The organism is Streptomyces cynarae (assembly GCF_025642135.1).
In the GTDB taxonomy this organism is placed as follows: Bacteria; Actinomycetota; Actinomycetes; order Streptomycetales; family Streptomycetaceae; genus Streptomyces; species Streptomyces cynarae.
This window is the reverse complement of the sequence record NZ_CP106793.1, coordinates 8733950-8752950: the sequence shown is the minus strand read 5'-3', so window position 1 is coordinate 8752950 and position 19001 is coordinate 8733950. Positions and strand designations below refer to the sequence as shown.

The 19001-nt window shown below is 68.4% G+C and carries 11 protein-coding genes and 7 pseudogenes; 12 read left to right on the top strand and 6 right to left on the bottom strand.

All coding sequences use genetic code 11. From position 1 onward, the window contains the following. Positions 1 to 17 precede the first annotated feature (17 nt). Complete coding sequence (locus N8I84_RS39585; protein ID WP_263234353.1) at positions 18 to 893, bottom strand: MBL fold metallo-hydrolase; 876 nt, start codon at positions 891 to 893, stop codon at positions 18 to 20. Between the two features lie 87 nt (positions 894 to 980). Here N8I84_RS39585 and N8I84_RS43305 point away from each other — a divergent pair. Next, positions 981 to 1361: pseudogene (locus N8I84_RS43305) on the top strand (DUF5131 family protein); the annotation flags it as partial. 592 nt (positions 1362 to 1953) lie between these two features. Here the strand turns inward: N8I84_RS43305 and N8I84_RS39580 are convergent. Both N8I84_RS39580 and N8I84_RS39575 read right to left on the bottom strand, forming a co-directional pair. Then, positions 1954 to 2451 (bottom strand): universal stress protein, encoded by a 498-nt coding sequence (locus N8I84_RS39580; protein ID WP_263234352.1) that lies wholly within the window; start codon positions 2449 to 2451, stop codon positions 1954 to 1956. Positions 2452 to 2876: 425 nt separating this feature from the next. Beyond that, positions 2877 to 3967, bottom strand: a pseudogene (locus N8I84_RS39575) (xanthine dehydrogenase family protein molybdopterin-binding subunit). 882 nt (positions 3968 to 4849) lie between these two features. Here N8I84_RS39575 and N8I84_RS39570 point away from each other — a divergent pair. The 4 genes and pseudogenes from N8I84_RS39570 to N8I84_RS43300 form a co-directional block, all read left to right on the top strand. Beyond that, entirely contained in the window at positions 4850 to 5059 is a 210-nt protein-coding gene (locus N8I84_RS39570) for a WhiB family transcriptional regulator (RefSeq protein WP_313884358.1), read from the top strand. Positions 5060 to 5251: 192 nt separating this feature from the next. Further along, positions 5252 to 5640 (top strand): annotated as a pseudogene (locus tag N8I84_RS39565) (ATP-binding protein); the annotation flags it as partial. Between the two features lie 59 nt (positions 5641 to 5699). Beyond that, positions 5700 to 6284, top strand: coding sequence for a GNAT family N-acetyltransferase (locus N8I84_RS39560; protein WP_263234350.1), 585 nt, complete (start codon positions 5700 to 5702; stop codon positions 6282 to 6284). Positions 6285 to 6485: 201 nt separating this feature from the next. Continuing rightward, positions 6486 to 6791 (top strand): annotated as a pseudogene (locus N8I84_RS43300) (Tn3 family transposase); the annotation flags it as partial. 231 nt (positions 6792 to 7022) lie between these two features. Here N8I84_RS43300 and N8I84_RS39550 read toward each other — a convergent pair. Further along, a complete protein-coding gene (locus N8I84_RS39550; protein WP_263234348.1) occupies positions 7023 to 7601 on the bottom strand; it encodes a TetR/AcrR family transcriptional regulator in 579 nt (192 codons plus the stop codon). 91 nt (positions 7602 to 7692) lie between these two features. Here N8I84_RS39550 and N8I84_RS39545 point away from each other — a divergent pair, with 91 nt between their 5' ends. The 7 genes and pseudogenes from N8I84_RS39545 to N8I84_RS39510 all read left to right on the top strand — a co-directional run bounded on the left by N8I84_RS39545 (position 7693) and on the right by N8I84_RS39510 (position 14536). Then, the gene (locus N8I84_RS39545) at positions 7693 to 8139 is read left to right on the top strand and encodes a DUF1772 domain-containing protein (RefSeq protein ID WP_263234347.1); all 447 of its coding nucleotides are present in this window, start codon (positions 7693 to 7695) and stop codon (positions 8137 to 8139) included. A gap of 347 nt (positions 8140 to 8486) precedes the next feature. Then, positions 8487 to 8912: a DUF4267 domain-containing protein gene (locus N8I84_RS39540; RefSeq protein ID WP_263234346.1), complete on the top strand. Its 426-nt coding sequence runs from the start codon at positions 8487 to 8489 to the stop codon at positions 8910 to 8912. Positions 8913 to 8974: 62 nt separating this feature from the next. After that, positions 8975 to 9766, top strand: a pseudogene (locus N8I84_RS39535) (transposase); the annotation flags it as partial. A gap of 5 nt (positions 9767 to 9771) precedes the next feature. Next, positions 9772 to 10231: pseudogene (locus N8I84_RS42925) on the top strand (ATP-binding protein); the annotation flags it as partial. Between the two features lie 371 nt (positions 10232 to 10602). Further along, positions 10603 to 12684, top strand: a complete 2082-nt coding sequence (locus tag N8I84_RS39520) for an FG-GAP repeat domain-containing protein (protein WP_263234345.1) — start codon at positions 10603 to 10605, stop codon at positions 12682 to 12684. A gap of 400 nt (positions 12685 to 13084) precedes the next feature. Next, entirely contained in the window at positions 13085 to 13663 is a 579-nt protein-coding gene (locus N8I84_RS39515) for a DinB family protein (protein WP_263235031.1), read from the top strand. 45 nt (positions 13664 to 13708) lie between these two features. Beyond that, positions 13709 to 14536: pseudogene (locus N8I84_RS39510) on the top strand (IS5 family transposase). A gap of 880 nt (positions 14537 to 15416) precedes the next feature. Here the strand turns inward: N8I84_RS39510 and N8I84_RS39500 are convergent. Both N8I84_RS39500 and N8I84_RS39495 read right to left on the bottom strand, forming a co-directional pair. Further along, positions 15417 to 16250 carry an SDR family NAD(P)-dependent oxidoreductase gene (locus N8I84_RS39500; RefSeq protein ID WP_263234344.1) on the bottom strand — a complete coding sequence of 278 codons (834 nt, stop codon included), beginning with the start codon at positions 16248 to 16250 and terminating at the stop codon, positions 15417 to 15419. A gap of 38 nt (positions 16251 to 16288) precedes the next feature. After that, positions 16289 to 18883: an NACHT domain-containing protein gene (locus tag N8I84_RS39495; protein WP_263234343.1), complete on the bottom strand. Its 2595-nt coding sequence runs from the start codon at positions 18881 to 18883 to the stop codon at positions 16289 to 16291. Positions 18884 to 19001 lie beyond the last annotated feature (118 nt).

Below are 19001 nucleotides of genomic sequence, written 5' to 3'. Positions count from 1 at the left end.
CCCGTGCCGTGATCAGGTCACGCGTCGAGGCGGAACGCAGTGCCGTCGCGTCGCACGTGCCCGCCCGTCGGGTGGGTGAAGTGGCTGCCGAGCAGCAGCGTGCCGGTGTCCGCCACGGAAGCGAGCAGGGCGGCGCGGGTGCGGGCTGCCATGGCCGGATCGGTGTCGGCGGTGCAGCCGATGCCGGGCCGGGCGAGCTGCACGGGGTGGTGCAGGCAGTCGGCCGTGATCAGCGCCGAGCTTCCGGCGCTGTCGATGCGCACCGCCACCTGGCCGGGAGTGTGGCCGGGCGCGGGAAGCAACCGCAGACCGGCGGCCACCTCGACACCGTCGTCCGGCACGTCCACCAGGTCGAGCAGGCCCGCGTCGCGCACGGGGTGGACGGAGTCGACGAGGAGTTCGCGACGGGCGGCCGGCAGCTCGGCACCGTCCCAGTACGCGTACTCCGTGCGGGTCATCAGGTAGCGGGCGTTGGGGAAGGTGGGGCGCCATGTGCCGTCGTCGAGCCGAGTGTTCCAGCCGACGTGGTCCATGTGGAGGTGGGTATTGATCACCAGGTCGACGCTCTCGGGCGGGAATCCCGCGGCCGCCAGCCGGTCGGTGAACGGTGTCGCGAGGTGGTCCCAGGCCGGATTGGGGCGCGCCTTGTCGTTGCCGACGCCCGTGTCGACCAGAATGCGCTGCCCGTCCACCTCGACGGCGAAGGTGTGCACCGACGCGATCAGTTCCCCGTCGCCGTCCACGCTGGACGGCGGCAGCCAGGGCACCTCGGCGACCACGGCGGGCGTGGCGTCGGGGAGCAGCATGCGGGCGAGGCCGGTCACCTGGATCTCGTCCACCCGGTGGACGGTCGTCCGACCGATCTGCCACCGGACTGCGGGGTGTGTCTCCATGCTCCCGAGGCTACGGCAGCCACCCGTGACCGTCCTGCGCCGTCCTGGTGCTCTGGGTACTCGGCTACGGCCCTCGAAGCCTGCCGGATGCCTCTGAAGCGGAGCAACGAACGCAGTCACGGCCTGACCGCCTCCTACGTCCACTTCGGAGAATACTGCCGGCGTCGCCTTCACTGCATCGACTGGATCATCGTCGGTGGTGAATCCGGTCCCGGTGCCCGCCCGATGCACCCGCAGGGGACGCGAACCCTAGGCGATCAATGCGAGTGGGCGGACGTGCCCTTCTTCCTCAAGCAATGGGGGCGTACGCACCCGAAGACCACGGACACGACCGGCGGTAGCGTCGTTCTCATCGACGCCCAGGGCCGCAAATGGAGCGGAAGGGAAGGCGACGCCCCGCCGGACGCGGTCCGCATGCGTCGTGTCGGCAAAAAGGCCGCCAGCAGGCTCCTGGACGGCCAGCCCCACGACGCCGTCCCGGCCCCGCCCGGTGAGCAGCATGACCCGCCGGGAGTACCTGGAACGTGGCAGGCCCGTCACCGTGATCATCCCCTACCGCACCCGCCGCGCCCCCGACATCACCGCTGCCGGCTGCACTTCCAGTGGCCCGGCCGACGACCCACCGCAGGGCCACGTAACGTCGCGGTCCTCCGTGCCGACGGATCCGTCTTCGTCCGGCCCTTCCGCGGCCTCACCCGGAAGGCATCCGCCCAAACAAGGCGCGCGCCGCTCCCCCCTGCAGCACCTGCCCGGAGCGCCGCGTCCCGCCGACCCAGATGGCTCCCCGTCCCGCCCGCCGCCGACCGGATCCAAGACGTCCGCGACCTGGCCACCGCCCGCGACGTCCTAACCTGGACGGCCTCCACCCCCGTCGCCGGCGCCGCCGGACCGCACCAAGGCCCTCGCGGAGAACCAGATCGCCGCCCGGGGCGGAAACCCCTGAGGTTCGATGTCCGGCGAAGCGGATCAAGCTCAGGGGGTCGGGATCAGCCGCCTGAGGCCGGAGCGTGTGCATCAACCCCCCGGCTCTCGCCGCGTGACCAGAGGCATCAACGGCCTGTCAGGGCCGCTTGGTCAACGCATCGTGAGATGACGTGCTCGTCGGCAGGCTGTTCTGCGATGAGTTCTCACGTGCAGCGGACTCTTCGGGCGCGAGGAGAACGGCTACCTTGCTGGCGTGGGCGACAGCGTCGCTGACGCGAGGGTGGAAGAACGCCTCGACGGTTCCGCGGTGGTGGGGACTGATGACGATGAGGTCGGCTCCCGCGTCCTCGGCAGTGGCCGAGATGGTTGCGGCGATCTGTGTGGTCAAGGCGCGGACGACGGTACCGTCGGCCGCGACCCCGCTGTCGCGCAGTTCGGCGACAGCCTCATCCAGTACGGCCTTGGCCTCGACGTCATCTTCCAGAGGGACGACGGCGGCTAGTGAGGCCGCAGTTGCGGCGATGTGCAGAACGCTGACCGTGGCCTGGGTCAGCCGGGCCACGTCGCCGGCCAGGCGCAGCGTGGAGTGGCGTCCCGGATCGGAGTCGATGGCGACCAGGATGTGCTGGAACATGGGTGTCGTTGCCTTTCAGGGTTATATGCAAGGCGCGTGGACGCCGAGAACATGTCTTCGCCGGAGGCAACTGCCTGATGTGATCCGCTATTCCTGCGTCATCGGGCAGTGTCGCGTCCGACCTCACGTCATGGTCCGGGGCGGAGCGTCCTGGGCCGCTTCGGCACTCTCCGATGGGTCATCTCATTCGCTGACGGCTTACTGGCTCTAACGAACCGGGGCGGCTGCGCCTGCTCTTGCGCAACGTCCGACCGTACCCGTGAAGACGACTCAGGCGGACTCAGGCGGAAACAAAGAAGCGGCGGCTGCCGGCTGTCCCGAGTGACGACCGATTGGCCAGATCGATACCGGCCTGCGACAGCGCCACCAGGTGCGAGAGCCGATCCCGTTCCCAGTCCGCAAGCAGCGCGGCCGACAAGTCCTGTTCAGACGATCGCGATCGCCGCCTCGGGGCGGCCGGCGCCCCGGTACGGATAGGTCACCATGGTGTTGGTGAGCACCGAGCGCAGCCTCGCGTGGACGCGTGGCGTGGTGTACGCGCCGGTCGCCATCCATGCCGTCTGCATCGGCAGGCCCACACCGAGGTCGGGTAGGCGCCGACGTCTGCGTCGATCGTCAACTCGTAAGCGAGGAGCCGTCCTTCGGCGTCGGCGGCGAGCCGGACGGTCTGGTCCTGCCCCCGGCCCCGGGTGGCGACGAGCATCGACTCCAGGCGGTCCTCGATCCAGCGGACCGGCCGCCCGAGCTTCACCGCCAGGTGGGCGACGACCACGACCTCGGGGAAGGCGGCGCTCTTGGACCCGAAGGCGCCTCCCGTGTCGGGGACCACCACCCGGATCCGGTCGATGGACCAACCGAGCAGTGCGGCGAGGTCCCGCCGCAGCCGGTGCGGCATCTGGTGCCCCGGCCATACGGTCAGCCGGTCCCCCTCGGGTACGGCGAGGATCGTGCGGCACTCCATGGGGCTGGGCATCAGCAGTTGCTGGCGGTAGGTCGCCTCGACAACGGCGGCCGCATCCTGCCAGACGGACGGGTCGACGGGCTCTCCCGCCTCGCCCCGCAGGGCGATATTGCTCAGCCCGTCGAACAGGCGGACGGAGTCGTCCAGCGCCGCGGACGGTGTCACCACTGCGGGCAGGGGATCGATCGTGGCAGTGACCTCGGCGACCCCGTCCTCGGCCCGGTACCGGTCCTCTCCCAGGACGACCGCAAGCGCCTCGCCCGGATAGCGCACCCGGTCCTTCACGAGGGCCGGCCACTCCCGGCCCGCGACGGCATCCTCCGTGGAGAGCCTCGCCAGCAGCGTGTACGGCACCGGAGGGAGGTCCGGCAGATCCGCGGCCGACCATACTCCCACGACACCCGGTACCTCACGGGCCGCCGTACAGTCCACGGCACGCAGCATGCCGTGGGCCACCTTGCTTCTCACAAAAGCGGCATCCAGACACCCCGGCACGTCGATATCGGCAACATACCGGCCTCGACCGGACAGCAGCCGCTCGTCCTCGCGCCTCATCCATTGCGCCACAACAACACCTCGTTCGTGTCTTTGCGGCAATTGGCAGGGCGAGAGCCGCACATCCTGCACCCATCGCCGTGCAGGATTTCCGATCCATCGCCGCACGGCCGCCCATAGGGAACATTACGGGCGAGGAGACCGACACGGCCTGCCAGTCGGCCGGGTTCCGGAAGGCCTGCGGAAGCCGGCCCTCGGCTCGGTGCGGTGGCTTCTTGTCCTTGGTCGGCCGGCGCTCAACCTGTCGCGGGCCACGGGCCTCCGCGGTCTTGGCAAAGTCGGGGCCGATGCCCCTGCCCACGCAGCCTCCTCGGAACGCGTCCTCGACGGCGTTCTCGATCTGCCGCTCCCACCCGACCGACCGTTGCAGCACGTGGCCCGCCCCGACCTCGGTCGCGGCGGAAGTCCTGCTCAACGCCGCCCCCTATGTCGGCGGCGTATCGAGCCGGCCGGCGACGCGCCCACTCCCGCACAGATGGCGGCCACGCTCGGCGCGGGTGCTGGGACGTGAGGTCCGGCACGAGTGCATACCACTGCCAGAGATCAGCAATCCCGGTATCCATGCGGTGTGGACGTTCCTGAACGGACCCGGCTATCGCGCGGCCATTCCCGCACTGCGCGGCACTCATCCGGGAACTCCGTGGGACCGGATTCGCGGACTGGGCACGCACGTTCGTTTAGGGGGCGACCAGTGCGCTCGTGGACTTCCCTGCGTGCAGGGAAAGACAGGGAAAGACAACTGTCTGGGGTAGCCGTCGCTACCGTAGCAATGGCGCCACGAAACGACCATTGCGGATCATTCGAGCGGAGGCCTTCGTGAAATCGCAGACGAAACCCCTTTTGGAAATATGGAAGTGGCAGGCCGACGCAGCGTGCCGTGGCATGGACAGCTCCGTCTTCTTCTCACCCACCGGTGAGCGGGGCGCTGCACGCCGACGGCGGGAAGAGGCAGCACGCGCGATCTGCGGGTCCTGTCCAGTCAGTTCTGCCTGTGATCTCTTCGCCAAGGCCTCTCGTCAGGCCTACGGCGTCTGGGGCGGTCGCACCGAGGCGGAGCGGCGGGAGAAGGCCCAGGACGTTCGTCGCCACTGACGCGTCCAGCCCATGGCGTACCGGGCTGGCTGGTCGCGTTGCCGGCCGTCGCGTCCGGCATGACGGTCGCCTGAACCACAGAACCGTGGGAACCGGTCAAGCACGCGTCGCTCAGCGCGGCGACCGCCGTGATGCGAAGGCCCCACCCGATGGCTGGCGCCCCGCAGGAGCGGGGCCCCGGTCATCGGGTGAGCATCCATGGCCGGCTACCGCGTCCGCTACAGCACCGGCGCCAGCCTGGTGAATGAGCTCGTTGAAGCCGCCGACGACAAGCAGCCCGGCAAGACCATCGCCCGCTACGGGCGAGTCGACCCGCTCGAAATCGATGAACGCGGCTACCTCAACTCGACCGCCGCGGGGCCGAGATGCTCTTCCAGGTCCTCACCGAACGTGAGGACAAGAACTGTATTGCCATCGCCTCCAACGAGGCGTTCACCGCCTGGTCCAAGACTTTCACCGACCCGCGGCTCTGCGCGGCGATCGTCGACCGGCTCACCTTCAACGCCACCCTCATCGAGACCGGTAAGGAGTCCTACCGCCTGGCCCGCACCAAGGCGAACAAGACCAACGGAATCAAGTAGTGCCCAGCTCGCGGGGCTCGCTGTTGACGTGTGTGGTCAGCGTCAGGCGATCATGGTGCATGACTCGCGCCCTGTCGACGCCGCCCGTCATTGCCCCCGGTTTGCTCGGTGACTCCCCCCAACCCGTACTCTCCGCCACCGGCGGCTTGCTGCTGCGCCCCTGGGAAGAATCCGACGCACCAGCGTTCCTGTCTGCTTATCAAGATGATGAGATCCGCCGCTGGCACACGCGTCGGCCCTCCTCCGAGGCCCAGGCCCGCGAATGGTTCGACGCATACCGCCAGGACTGGAAACGCGAGAAGGGCGGCCACTGGGCGATCACTCGCGACGGCGACGAGGTACTCGGCCGGATCGCACTGCGCGGACTGGACTTCGACGACGGCACAGCCAACGTGGCCTACTGGGTGCTCCCGATCGCCCGCGGCGCCGGTGTGGCCTCGCACAGCCTCTGGGCGCTCACCGCCTGGGCCCTGCACGAGATCGGCTTCCACCGGCTGGAGCTGGACCACTCGACCCGCAACCATGCCTCATGCAGGGTCGCCACCAAGTCCGGTTACCTCCTGGAAGGCACCAAACGCAGCGCCGCCGTGCATGACGACGGCCGACACGACATGCATCTGCATGCCCGCATCCGAGGCGACTGAGCTTTCCCGATCCATCACACAGGCCCTCCCGACCCGCGACGAGACGAACGCGCCTCCCGGAGCGTGATCGAAACGAATGGCAGCCAGTTCATCGACCTGATCGGCTACAAGCGCCGCTGCTGGCTGCCGACGTCCTGATCGACCGCCTGCCGGGACACCCATCGACACCGCCCGGTGGTCCCAGATCGGACCGCCAGAATGCAGGCGTACCGCATAGGGTAAGAGGCCCGACTCGGGGCGCTCGGCTTGGTCCTCAATGCCGCCGCGCTCTGGACGAACCGCTACCTCGACGCCGCCGTCGACCACCTGCGGGCCCCGCCGCCCTAGGAGCGGGAGCATGACCTCTTCGACGAAGACGTGGCCCGGGTCTCCCCGCTGAAGCACGCCGACCTCAACTGCCTGGGCCGCTACAGCTTCGCCGCCCGCCCGCCACGCGAGGGCCTGCGCCCACTGCGTGACCCGGTGACCGTCCACCTCGGCGAGGACGACGAGAGCACCGGCGAATGACGCGGCGTCAGGGCGCGTATCGGGTCGTGATCAATGAGTATCTCAGCTTCCCGGCGTGTGCCGTCTGGGGTGCGGGGCCCGGCGATCTGCGGACGGCCCGCAGGGAGCTCACCGCCGCGGGACCCTGCCGCACCGCTGCGTCGTGTGGACGCGAGTGACCCGAAGCGTTGCCGTAGGCGGGCAGCGGCGGGGCCAGAGGGCTCCGGCCGCGTGCCCTGCCGGGATGGTGTGTCAGAGCACAGCGAGCCGGTCCACCAGCAGTTCCACCCTCGGCTCGGCGTCCTCGGGCAGCAGCCGTCCCGCCCGGGTCAGGGTCGCGAGTCCGTGCAGGGACGCCCAGAACAGCTCGGTGAACAGCCCCGGGTTGACGCCGTCGCCGGCGACCTCGCCGAGAGTCTCCAGCAGGGCGGCGAAGGCGTCCTTCAGAGGCTCGGGGGTGTCCTCCTGCGCGTACGCCAGGCCACCGTCGAGCTGGAACAAGGCGTCGTAGACCGCCGGATTGCGTGCGGCGAAGTCGAGGTAGGCGCGGGCCAGGGCGGCGACCCGGGCGCGCGGGCCGTCCGCAGCAGAGGTCGCGGCCCGCACCGCCCCGGCCAGTTCGGCGGCCCCCTGAAGGGCGACGGCGCCGATGATCTCGCGTTTGCCGCGGAAGTGGCTGTAGAGGACGGGCTGGCTGTATTCGATGCGCTCGGCGAGCCGGCGGGTGGTGACCGCGTCCCAGCCCTGCTGCTCGGCGAGTTCGCGGGCCGTCGCCACGATGAGGCGCTCGCGCTCCGCCCGTTCGCGCTGCTTGCGTTCCTGTACCGACATGACTGGATTCTAGCACTGCTAGACAACCGAGCGATAGCAGTGCTAGCGTCGCATCATCAGCTAGCAACGCTAGTTCACGGGAGGGATCGTCATGCTCAACGCACTCGAGGTCGTCACCACCGTCGTCGTCGGCCTGATGGTGGGGGTGGAGTTCTCCGTCGCCTTCATCATGAACCGGATCCTGGACGCGCTTCCCGAGGACAGCGGCCAGCTCGGCCACGCCCACGGCGGCCGGATGCTCGGCGCCCTGATGCCGTTCTGGTACATCGGCTCGCTCGTCCTCAGCGCGATCTGGGCCGTCGCCGGATGGCACCACCACGGCGCCGGACTCGTCGTCACCGCCGCCGGACTGCTGATCGTCAGCGTGATCATGTCGATGCTGCTGCTCGTCCCGATCAACAACCGGAACAAGACCTGGACCCCTGAGAACCGGCCCGCGGACTGGAAGGAGCAGCTGAACCGCTGGGAGCGCTTCCACTACGTCCGCGTCGCCGTCATCATCGCCGCCTTCGCCCTGCTCGTCTCCGCTCTCGTCTGACAACACCGCACCCCCGACATGCGCTGGTTCGCCCCTTCATATCGACGGCCTTTGCCCCGTCGGGGTGAGCCCGAGAGGGCTTCGGATTTCTGACGCAGCGGGCCGACGCCGCGCCGGTGGCGCACAATCCCCACTCCTCGGGCGGCAGGTGGCCACCTAAACCGCAGTCGGGAATGCAGCTGCCGCTCAGACCCCACAACTGTGGTCCCGAACCAGCCACCCCCTCGATCAGCGTGCGCGACCGGCCACCCCCTTGATCAGCCGCGCGCGGCCTGATCAGCCCCCACAGGACTCAGCAAGCTCCACGAAGCTCACCAAGCCGACGAAGACTCGCAGGGAGAAGAACGATGTCGCTGAAGAAGATCAACACCGTCCTGGCCGCCGCCTTCATCCTCTTCATCCTCTGGTTCGGTGGGGAGTTCATCCTGAGCCCGGAGACGACGGCGCCGACCTTCGGCCTGCCGCGCTGGCCGTCCGGCGACGGCGGCGGCTTCCTGATCATCAAGGGAATCCGCGACGTCGTCTTGGCCCTGGTCCTGGGCATCCTGCTGGTCACGGGCCACCGGCGGGCGCTGGGCTGGGTACTGCTGGTGGAGGCACTCGCCGCGTACGGCGACATGGCCACCGTGCTGGCCCACCACGGCTCCGTGGCCACCGCGCTCGGCGTCCACGCCCTGACCGCGACACTGATGGTGGCCAACGGCCTGCTGATAATGCGCGAGACCCGCAAAGTCGCGGCCGCTCCGGCAACGCCCGCCCCGCAGCCCGCCTAGGGCACGTATCGAGTTGCGGTTCTCGCCGCCCTTGAGCAGCCTGATGCGGTAGATCGTCTTGTGTGACTCAAATGCAACTGACGGATGCGGAGTGGGAGTTCATCGGGCCGTATCTGCCGATCGGCAGATACGGCCCGTACCCCGAACGGCTGCGGCAGCAGTTCGAGGGCGTGATCTGGCGCTTCCGGACGGGTGGGCAGCGGCGGGAGATCCGCAGGAGTTCGGTGCCTGGTCGACTGTTCACGACCGCTTCCGGCAGTGGTGGGACGCTGGCGTCTTCCAAGCCCTGCTGGAGGGCCTGATCGCGGAAGCCGCGAAGCGGGGTGACGTGGATCTTTCCCTGGTCAGCGTGGACTCCACCTCCCGAGCCCACCATGACGCTGCGGGGATGCATCTTGCCCCCGACGCTGTCGCTGCCTTGGCGAAGGCCGCCGCCGAAGACGACAAGGGGCGGCAAAGGGGGGCAGCCCGGAGGAGCAAGGTGATCAGGACACTGGAGACGACCCGACACGGGAAGAACGCCGACGCACCCGGCGCCGACACAAGCTCCGTCTGAAAGCCGCCCTCCTCGGGCGTTCGAGGGGCGGGCAGACCAGCAAGGTGCACCTCGCCGCCGACCGAAATGCCGCCTGATGGCGACGTCCTGACGCAGGACGGACTGCCGACAGCCCGCAGTTCATCCCCCCGGGCTCAAGAAAGTACGAGTCCGCAGGCCCATCGGCCCTACCCGCACCCGACCCGACGCGGTCGCCGGAGACAAGGCGTACTCGTCCCGCGCAAACCGCGCTCACCTGCGGCAACACCCTCGCCGGACGCCGCTCTTGGCGGGGCCGCGGCGGGGCATCGCCCGCGGTCACGCAAGACCCTGGACGACTACGACTTCCCCTTCCAGCCCGAGCTCGATCCGCGCAAGGTCAAGGACCTGGCCACGCTGTCCTTCGTCGAAGCGAGGGCGAACGCAGCCCTGCTCGACCCGCCCGGGGTCGACAAGACTCACATCGCAGTCGCCCTGACGGTCGCTGCCTGCCGGGCCGGCTACTTGATCTACTTCACCAGCCTCGACGACATGGTCCGCCACCTCAGGGCCGCCGAGACCGCAGGCGGCTGACCAGCAGACTCCGCACCTATCTGAGGCAGAGCGTCCTGGGTTTCGACGAGGTGGGCTACCAGCCCCTGGAACGAGCCAAGGCCAACCTGGTCTTCCAGGTGATCTCCAAGCGCTACGAGATGGGCTCGATCGTCTGACCTCGAACAACGCGTTCAGCGAGTTCAACCCGAGTTCCGGTCAGATCAACGGTCTGAGCACCCTGGGCGCCGCGTTCAAGTCGGCATCGGCTGGAACATCATGTCCGAGCTCACCCACTTCGGCACCCGGGTCCAGGTCGGCACCAACTGGAACAGCGTGAGTTACTCGCCGGCGGCGACTTCCACGCCGGCTGCAACGGTGACGTCGTCGCCGTCGAGGCACCCTCCAACGCCGCCGGAAACCTCCACCTCTACCCTGGCACCGGGACCCAGATCCACACCAACTGAAAGTGGCGCCAGACAAGTTGACAGCAAGTCAGCACCCCCGCCAGCACAACCCATACCACCGGGCGGGCCCTGCGCACCCCGCGCGGGCCCGCCCGGTGGTGTTGCATCAGCCCCCGTTCCGACCGTCCTAAGCCGACGACGCCAAGGAGCTCCCCTCGTGAAACGCCTGCCCCGCCCCCTCGCCGCGGCCCTATTGGGCCTCATCTCTGCTGTGTTGGCGCTGCTGCCGGGCACCGTGGCCTCGGCGAGCACCTTGCTCGCCGACGGCCAGGTCGCCACCAGCACCCCGATCACCCGCACCGACCCGTCCGCGTACACCTTGACCTGGGATGCCACCGACACCGGCTACGCCCAGGCCGTCCAGAACGCCAACCCCTCCCTGGCGCCGGTGCCGCTGACCACCGTCGCCGGGCAGGCCACCACCCCGGCTCAGGCGTTGTGCACCTCCACCGGAGACCTCACCACGGCCCAGGGCTTTTGCTGGAACGCCGCCAACGGCGATGAGACCGGCACGAGTTGGGTCCCCCAAGGCGTCACCACCTCCTCCGGGGCCGGTACCACCGGGCTCGTCAACGGCCGCAAGCTCGTCCTGGTCAGCTGGCACAACAGCGACGACAGCCAGGTCCGTGTCACGGTCGCCGACGAGACCAACCCCAGCGCCGTCACCTACCTGCACGCGCTGCTGGTCGTCCCCAGCAAGAACCCTGCCACCGGATTCACCGCCATGCCCGGCCACGGTGACGCCGTGGTCCTGTACGAAGACAAGCTTTACGTCGGCAACCGCGTTCCCAGCGTCGACGGCACGCCCGCCAACGAATACTCCGGCTTCGACGTCTTCGACCTGAACGACTTCTGGGCCGTTGACACCACCCGCACCACCGTCGGCCTTGGCACCGACGGCAAGTTCCACGCCGACGGCTTCCCCTACGTCCTGCCCCGCATCGGCACCTTCACCTACCCGATCCCCAACTCCTGCAGCCAGGACCAGCCCACCCAGCCCTGCATCAGCGGCGCCAGCCTCGACACCAGCCAGGCCACCCCTGCACTCGTCACCGTCGCCGGCTCCGACCAGGCCCCCACCTTCGGCGCCGGCAACGGCACCATCGTCCGGTGGCCCCTCGACCCCGCCACAGGTCTGCTCGCCATGACGTCAGGTACCGCCCACGCCAGCGATGCGTTCCTCGACTCGGTTCCAGGCGTCCAGGGCATCGCGATGCGCCACGACCAGTTCTTGCTCTCCGGCCCGTGCCCCGAATGGGTCAAGGGCGGCACCACCAGCCCCTACTGCCTCTACCAGGCATGGCTTGGCGAACCCGTGCTGCTCACCGCGCGAGTCGCCACCAACGGTGAGAACATCGCCTACGACACCCAGCACGACGAACTGTGGTACATCAACGAGTACTCCCAGGACCGTCTTGCCATCCACATCCCCTGGCCCACCTTCCAGCCCCCGCTCCAGCACCCGGCTGCAGCAGATTTCACCGGCGACCGCCAGGCCGACATCGTCGGCATCGAACCGGCCTCCGGCAACCTGTACCTCTACCCCGGCGCCGGGGGCGGCACCGTAGGCAGCCGCACCCAGATCGGCTCCAACTGGGGCGGCATGCAGCAACTCGCCGCCGGCGACTTCACCGGCGATGGCAAGCCCGATCTGATCGCCCTGGACAGCTCCGGCGCCCTGTGGCTCTATCCCGGGAGCGGCACTCTCAACGGCATGAACACCCTCGGCGTCCGCACCCAGATCGGCTCCAACTGGGGCGGCATGCGCCAACTCGCCGTCATGGACGTGTCCGGCGACGGCAGGCCTGACCTGATCGCCCTGGACAGCTCCGGCGCCCTGTGGGCCTACCCCGGGAGCGGCACCCTCAACGGCATGAACACCCTCGGCGTCCGCACCCAGATCGGCTCCAACTGGGGCGGCATGCAACTGGCCGCCCCAGGGCCGCTCACCGCCGGCGGTAAGCCGGTCCTGCTCGCCGTCGACACCGCCGGCGCCTTGTGGGCCTATCCCTCCGCCGGAACCCTCAACGGCATGAACACGCTCGGCAGCCGCACTCAGATCGGCACCAACTGGACCTCCATGCAGCAACTGGTCGGAGCCGATTTCAACGGTGACGGCATCGGAGACCTGGACGCGATCCAGACCAGTGACGGCGGTCTCTACTTCTATCCCGGAAGCGGCACCCTCAACGGCATGAACACCCTCGGCAGTCGCACCCAGATCAGCACCAACTGGTAAGTAGCTGTCATCTTTTCGACCTTGATGGGTTGCGCTTCGAGCGGGAGACCCGATCGGGTGGTTGCATGGCCCTTGACGCATGCGGACGGGGCCTTCTGAACACCCGGCGACAGAGGGTGCCGCGTATGCGTGCGGCACCCTCTCGATTCAGACGGATAAGGAGTCACTTCCCGTCTGATGAAAGTTATCTACGGCATCGGCCTCCTTGTCACGTACGGCTGCCACACTTGAGTTGTGCATCGAGCTGTGCTACCGCCTTGGGACCGTCGTACGTCCAGTACCGCTCTTCGGGGACATGCGCGGATTTGACTACCATGGCCAGGCCTCGGCTCTGCCAGTCGTCGCGGACCACGTACGGGATCTTGAGACCCACGAGCAGCCCATGGCAGGCTCATGCCGCATGATCGATGAATTCGCGAAAGACAACCTGCACTGGAGACTGCGGCGGGACCGCAAGGCGCTGCTCTGGAAACTCGACGGCTTGTCCGAATACGACGCCCGCCGACCTTTGACAGCGACCGGGACCAACCTCCTCGGCCTGGTCAAACACGTGGCCACCGTCGAGGCCAGGTACTTCGGCGAGGTCTTCGACCGCCCTTCCCCGGAACCGCTGTGCCGGTGGCAGGACTACGACGGCAGCGATCTGTGGGCGACCGAGGACGAGACCCGCGATCAGATCATCGGGTTCTACCGGCGCACGTGGGAACACTCGGACGCGACGATCAACGAGCTTCCCCTCGACGCCCCCGGCCGCGTGCCGTGGTGGCCGGAGCCCGACACGAACCTGTTCGCCGTCATGGTCCATGTCCTCAGCGAGTCCATCCGGCATGCCGGGCACGCCGACATCCTGCGCGAGGGCCTCGACGGCCGGACCGGGTTGCGCGCCGAGCTCGAGAACCAGATCGACGAGGAAGCCCGTGCAGCCTACTGCGCGAAGATCGAGCAGGCCGCCAGGTCGGCCGCATCAATCAAGGCTTAGAGGTTGCCTCACGTGACTTGATGTTCGAGCGGCATGATGCCGGCCGTGGGTGCTGATCTATCGAAGTGTCTGATTCCTGATGAACTCTGAGAGCGGGTCCCCCCGTTGCTGCCGTCGTTCGCGGCTCGTCCGCAAGGTGGTGGCACCGCTCCGTGTGACGAGCGGGCCGTGTTCACGGCAGTGGTGTACGTGCTGACCAGCGGCTGTGCCTGGCGGCATCTGCCGCCGACGTTCGGCACGTCGCCCGCCACCGCGCATCGCCGCTTCACGGTATGGACCGAGGCCGGCCTGTGGCGTCGGCTGCACCGGGCGGTGCTGGACGAACTCGGGGTCCGGGGCGAGGTGGACTGGACCTCGGCGATCGTCGACGCGGCTCCGTTCGCGCCAAAAGGGAGGATCGCTGACGGGTCGAACCCGGTCGATCGCGGCAAGAAGGGCAGCAAGCTGCACGTGCTGTCCGATGCCCAGCGCATCCCGCTCGCCGTCGCCGTGTCCGGCGCGAACATGCACGACAGCCTCGCCCTCAATCCGCTGGTCCCGCGGCATACCCGCCGTCCGGTCCCGCCGGGGACCACGGCGGCGCCGCCCCGTCAAACTCCGCGCGGCAAGGCGTTTTTCTCCACCGAACACCTGGCCTGGCTGCGCGAGCGCGGGCTCGTCGCGCGCATCGCGCGGCCCGGCATCGAATCCGGCGAACGCCTCGGTCGGCACCGCTCAAAGATCGAACGGTCGATCGCCTGACTCTTCGGCTACCGCCGCCTCACCGTCCGATACGAACGAAAGGGCTCGCACTTCCTCGCCTTCCTCGGCCTGGCCGCCGCCCCGACCTGCTACAAGAAGCTCGCGCACTTGCCACGTGAGACACCCTCTTAGGGTCGGGCATGCCGTAGACGCCGTACACCCAGAGACCGAGAGCGCGAGAAGTGCCAGGCGGGGTACCGACCCGAGCAGCACGAAGAGCAGCGGAGAAACTCCTCGTCCAGCCCCACTGCCACCACTAGTCAGTCACGGGATACGACGCGGATCAGGCGCTTCTGGAAGCCGTGGGCTGCGAGACCTCCGCGGGATGCTGCGGTCTCGCCGGCTGGCATCCTCGCCAATGCATCCACACCTGACCGGCGGATCCTCGCCGACGGGCTCTCCTGGCGCACTCAAGTGCGCGAACTCGCCGGCCTCGACAGCCGTCACCTCGTGCAGATCATCGCAGACGCCCTCCGACGCTCAACGGCCTCGCAAGGGCAACGGTCGTAAGCGCGAGTTCCTGGCGGCGTCTTGATCCCACCCCCCTATCTGCCAGGGCGGCCTGCCAAGGCTTGGGGTCAGGGAAGATCGGGTGTGCACATCAGTGAAGCTCGGTGGTGCCTTGGCGCAGGGCTTGGTTTCGAGGGCGAGCCGGCGGATCACCTCATCGTGGGTGAGCGCACAGCCGTCGGCTCGGTATCCGGAGACGAGACCACACTCGAACACTTCGGGTTCGGCGACGAGGACGCCTTGCGGTTGGCCTGACCTGCGCGGTCCGAGGACGGGCGGCGGTACTCGCCGGCGTCCCATGGGTTCGGCGAACTATTGGGCCGGTTCCTGTCCGTGCGACCAGATGGTTCCTACGAAGGCGGCCTCGGCGACATTCGAGCTGGACCGGTCAGCAGTGGCCAAGGCACGCGCCATGCCGGACGCCGGCAGCACCGGTACGGTCGAGATCTCCGAGGACGGACGCACTGCCCCCGGCGGCCTCACAGTGTCCCTGTAGGGGCGCTCACGGCCCAGTAATACGGCTCTGTGACTCGCTTCGGTCGCTGCGCGTCTCCGCAGTCGTCTCATCCGCATCAAAGCGCGTGGCTTCGCGCTCGTCCGCCGCGTCGGCGTATAGGTCGAGCAGCCAATTGTGCAGGCCGAGCCCGCCGTCCACCGTGATCACCGATCCGGTCATGTACGCGGCCAGCCGCTCGTCGCTGAGGGCCAGCACCCAGTGCGCAACGTCCTCAACGGTCCCGAGCCGGCCCAGTGGTACGGGACGGCTGGAGCGCTCGACGTGTGCGCGGGACCGCTCGCTGCCGTTCGACCAGGTATCGATGGCACCGGGGGCGACCGCGTTCACGCGTACGCCGTGGGGGCCGAGTTCCACGGCCAGCTCCTTGACGAGCATGGCCAGCGCAGCCTTCGAGCTGCTGTAGTCGGGGTTCATGCGGATCGCGTCGGAGTGCAGTGAGAGCACGAAGACGATGGATCCGCGCCGCCCGGCCGTCAGCCACCGCCGGACCACGTCCCGTGTCAGGAACCATGGCCCCTCGATGTTGGTGGCGTACGTCCTGCGCAGGTCCTCAGGCTCGATCTCCAGGAAGGACTTCCCGGACCGGACAGCAACGTTGTTGACGACGACGTCGACGGCACCCCCCGCCAACAGGCGCGCTGCCAGCCCCTGCGGGTCTGAGCCGACGTCCGCACACACAAGTTGTGCCCCTTCCGTACCGCCGAGCTGGGCGGTCAGGCTCTCTTCCGAGACGTCGACCGCGCACACGGTAGCTCCCTCACGCAGGAAACAACGGGCGACGGCCAGGCCGATGCCGTGACCGGCTCCGGTGACGACCACCCGCATTCCCCGGAAACGCCGTCCCTCCGGCCGAAGGACTACCGCGTCCGGTTCTGGTAGAAAGTCTCCAGCGTTCTCCATATGGCCGTGTAGTCCTTCCTTCGCGAGGAGTCGTACCAGGATGGCGTGTCGGCCCGCAGCCCTGCCTGCCGGATCGAACGGCAGATGGCTTCGTTGAGCAGGTCACGAGAATGGCGGCCGGTCGCCTCTGCGGTGTAAGGACACAAGCCGAAGCCGCACTCCTCCCCGCAGGGCCTGTCGGCGGTGAGACGCGAACGGTATGCCCGGCTCGACATGCACAGCGGCAGACTACTTCGGAGACTGTTGGAATCGCGCTTGCTCTGTTCGGCCTTCTCGTTGTGGTTCAGCCAGAGGGTGACCTCACCCAGCAGTTGCAACGCCTCCGGGGCCAGCGCCGACACGGCGGATCCGCTAAGGCTCTCCTCCGAATACCACAACAGCCGGGCCCAAGGTTCATCCGCGCAACGCAGGGCGAGCGCTGCCATGGCCCGGACGAAGGGGTGGCTGTCCCGCCGGGCCTCCCGCAGCGCACCCAGTGCCCCCGGGGCACTGGGGTTGTGGTGCAAGCGGCGGCCCACTGCCTGGACTGCCTCAAGTCGGGCATACCAGAACCTACCGGTGCGCAGCAGTTCGCAGGCGCCCGCGTCTGGAGGCAGCGCGGGGTACCGGAAGGCGGCAAGTTTGTATCCCTGGGCCAGCGAGGACTCGGCGCCGAGCGCGCCGGGCGCGTCGCGCAAGGTGATCTGCTCCAGACAGCGCCGCAGTTCCAACAGATGGCCCGCCGCCCGGTCCTTTGCGGCACCCGAGGGCAGACCGTCGGCGAGCGCAGGTATGAACCAGAACGCGCGTTCCACGATGTCGCTCCCACCGGTCGTGCCATCGGGCGCCCGCATCCGGCTGGTGAATCCGTCGACGAAGTGGGCCACGCTCATGTAGCGGTCGACGTCCGGCTCGGCCAGCAGCTGGGCGCAGGCCCAGCGTGCCACGTACTGGTCTTCGCGATCCAAGATCGACCACAGGAACGCGCCACTGTCCCGGACGTCGAGCAGGCCGACGAACGGCACGGCCGCGCCTCGGTCAGCGGGCCGAGCTTGTGCCCATAGCCGGATGTAGAGCCGCAGACACCTTCGTTTCATGCGCGCGTCCGACAGGGTGGCGGCGACCGAAGCCAGCATGTTGGCCACGGAGAGGTTTCTCAAGGCCGGTGCGTCCGGCGGCAGTTCCTCGGCAATGTCCATCAGGCGGCGGGCGCAGGCCGGGGACGGCTCACGTGACAACGCCATCTCCAACGCCAGGACGGGTTCGCGCATGGCCGTCCCTACCAGCACTGTGGCCAGGAAACGCCGTCCGCGACCGCTGCGCAGGCTCTCGACCGCGCTCAGCGAGGCGACGTGGCTGAGGACCAGCGGGTGCCGGAAGGCGACCTGTCCGCCGTCCAACCCCATACGCAGTAGGCCGATGCTTTGGGCGGCACGCAGTACCGCCAGCAGTTCGCTGCGGTTCTGCGGCCGCCTGCCCATGCCGGGCGCATCACTGACGGACAGGTACTCCTCCACGCCGCACACGGTGTGTCCGAGCCGGATCTGCGTCCAGGCGATCGAACTGAGTACTCGCAGAGGGCGCTCGGACACCGCCGCGTGGGTGATCCGCCGGGCAATCACCCGATCCAGGAGGGAGACTCGGCGTGCCAGAACCGAGCCGGGGAGGCCGGCGACCTCGCACAGTTCGGCAAGCGGAAGCTCACGGCACAAGACGGCGTAGAAGGGAACCTGGTTCAACTCGAGTCGGGTGGTGAGTTCGCTGCCGAGTGCCGAGGGGATGCCCCACTCGGCGAGCCGGGCGACCGTCTCGGCGACCGGCAGTGCGGGAATGGGGAACCGGTAGCCGGGCAGGACGGCCGGCAGCGACTCCGGCCGCGCAGCAAGCACCAGCCCGACATCCTCGTCCGCGATGCGGTTCAACAGGACGCGGGTCAGCTCCCGCACGTCGACGAAGCCACCTTCGCTTCCCATCTCGTCCAGCGAGTCGACCAGGACAATGACGCGACGCCGTTCTCTCAGCTTGCGCCAGATCTTCTCGCCGTCACTCTCCCGGGTGACGAAGCGGTCGATCTGGCTCAGGAAGCCGACCCTGGCCAGGGCGGTGACACTGTCGTCAGGGTGCCGGCCGCGCATCGACAGCATCACGGGTACGAGTCCTTGTTCCGCCAGCCGCACAGCGAGCCGGCGGAGGAGCATCGTCTTGCCCGAGCCGGCAGCCCCTGTGACGATCAGCGGCACGCCGGCGGGGCCGAAACGCAGCTCGGTCTCCAGCATGGCGAGAATTCCTGGGGGTTCGACGAACTCGTCCGTTCCAGTGCCCGGCCCGATGTCCGCCATGAGCCGCCGGGGGTTTTCGCGGATCCGGCGCAGATGACGGCGAAGGACGATCCAGCGGGAGATTGTGCCGATCCACAGCAGCGACACCAGGAAGGCGACGATGATGCTGGACATCAGGTTGGTGACCAACCCACAGGCCACAGGCTGCCGTGTGCAGACGCCGTTTGCGTCGCCGTCCCCGAGCGCTTGGTACCCGATGGCCGCCGCGCCGACCAGAAGGGCGGCGACGGCCACGGACGCAGTACGCTGCCGCCGCACGGGCGGCCACCAGAACGGCCGTAGGTCACCGATTTTGGCCAGAGCGCCTGTCAGCCTTCTCCTCAGCACCCAGTCCCCCGGATCTCGTCTGCGG

Excerpts from the sequence above, each read along its gene's own strand:
- N8I84_RS39585 (WP_263234353.1), bottom strand. The coding sequence starts at position 893 with ATGGAGACACACCCCGCAGTCCGGTGGCAGATCGGTCGGACGACCGTC.
- N8I84_RS39580 (WP_263234352.1), bottom strand. The coding sequence starts at position 2,451 with ATGTTCCAGCACATCCTGGTCGCCATCGACTCCGATCCGGGACGCCAC.
- N8I84_RS39570 (WP_313884358.1), top strand. The coding sequence starts at position 4,850 with ATGGACAGCTCCGTCTTCTTCTCACCCACCGGTGAGCGGGGCGCTGCA.
- N8I84_RS39560 (WP_263234350.1), top strand. The coding sequence starts at position 5,700 with ATGACTCGCGCCCTGTCGACGCCGCCCGTCATTGCCCCCGGTTTGCTC.
- N8I84_RS39550 (WP_263234348.1), bottom strand. The coding sequence starts at position 7,601 with ATGTCGGTACAGGAACGCAAGCAGCGCGAACGGGCGGAGCGCGAGCGC.
- N8I84_RS39545 (WP_263234347.1), top strand. The coding sequence starts at position 7,693 with ATGCTCAACGCACTCGAGGTCGTCACCACCGTCGTCGTCGGCCTGATG.
- N8I84_RS39540 (WP_263234346.1), top strand. The coding sequence starts at position 8,487 with ATGTCGCTGAAGAAGATCAACACCGTCCTGGCCGCCGCCTTCATCCTC.
- N8I84_RS39515 (WP_263235031.1), top strand. The coding sequence starts at position 13,085 with ATGATCGATGAATTCGCGAAAGACAACCTGCACTGGAGACTGCGGCGG.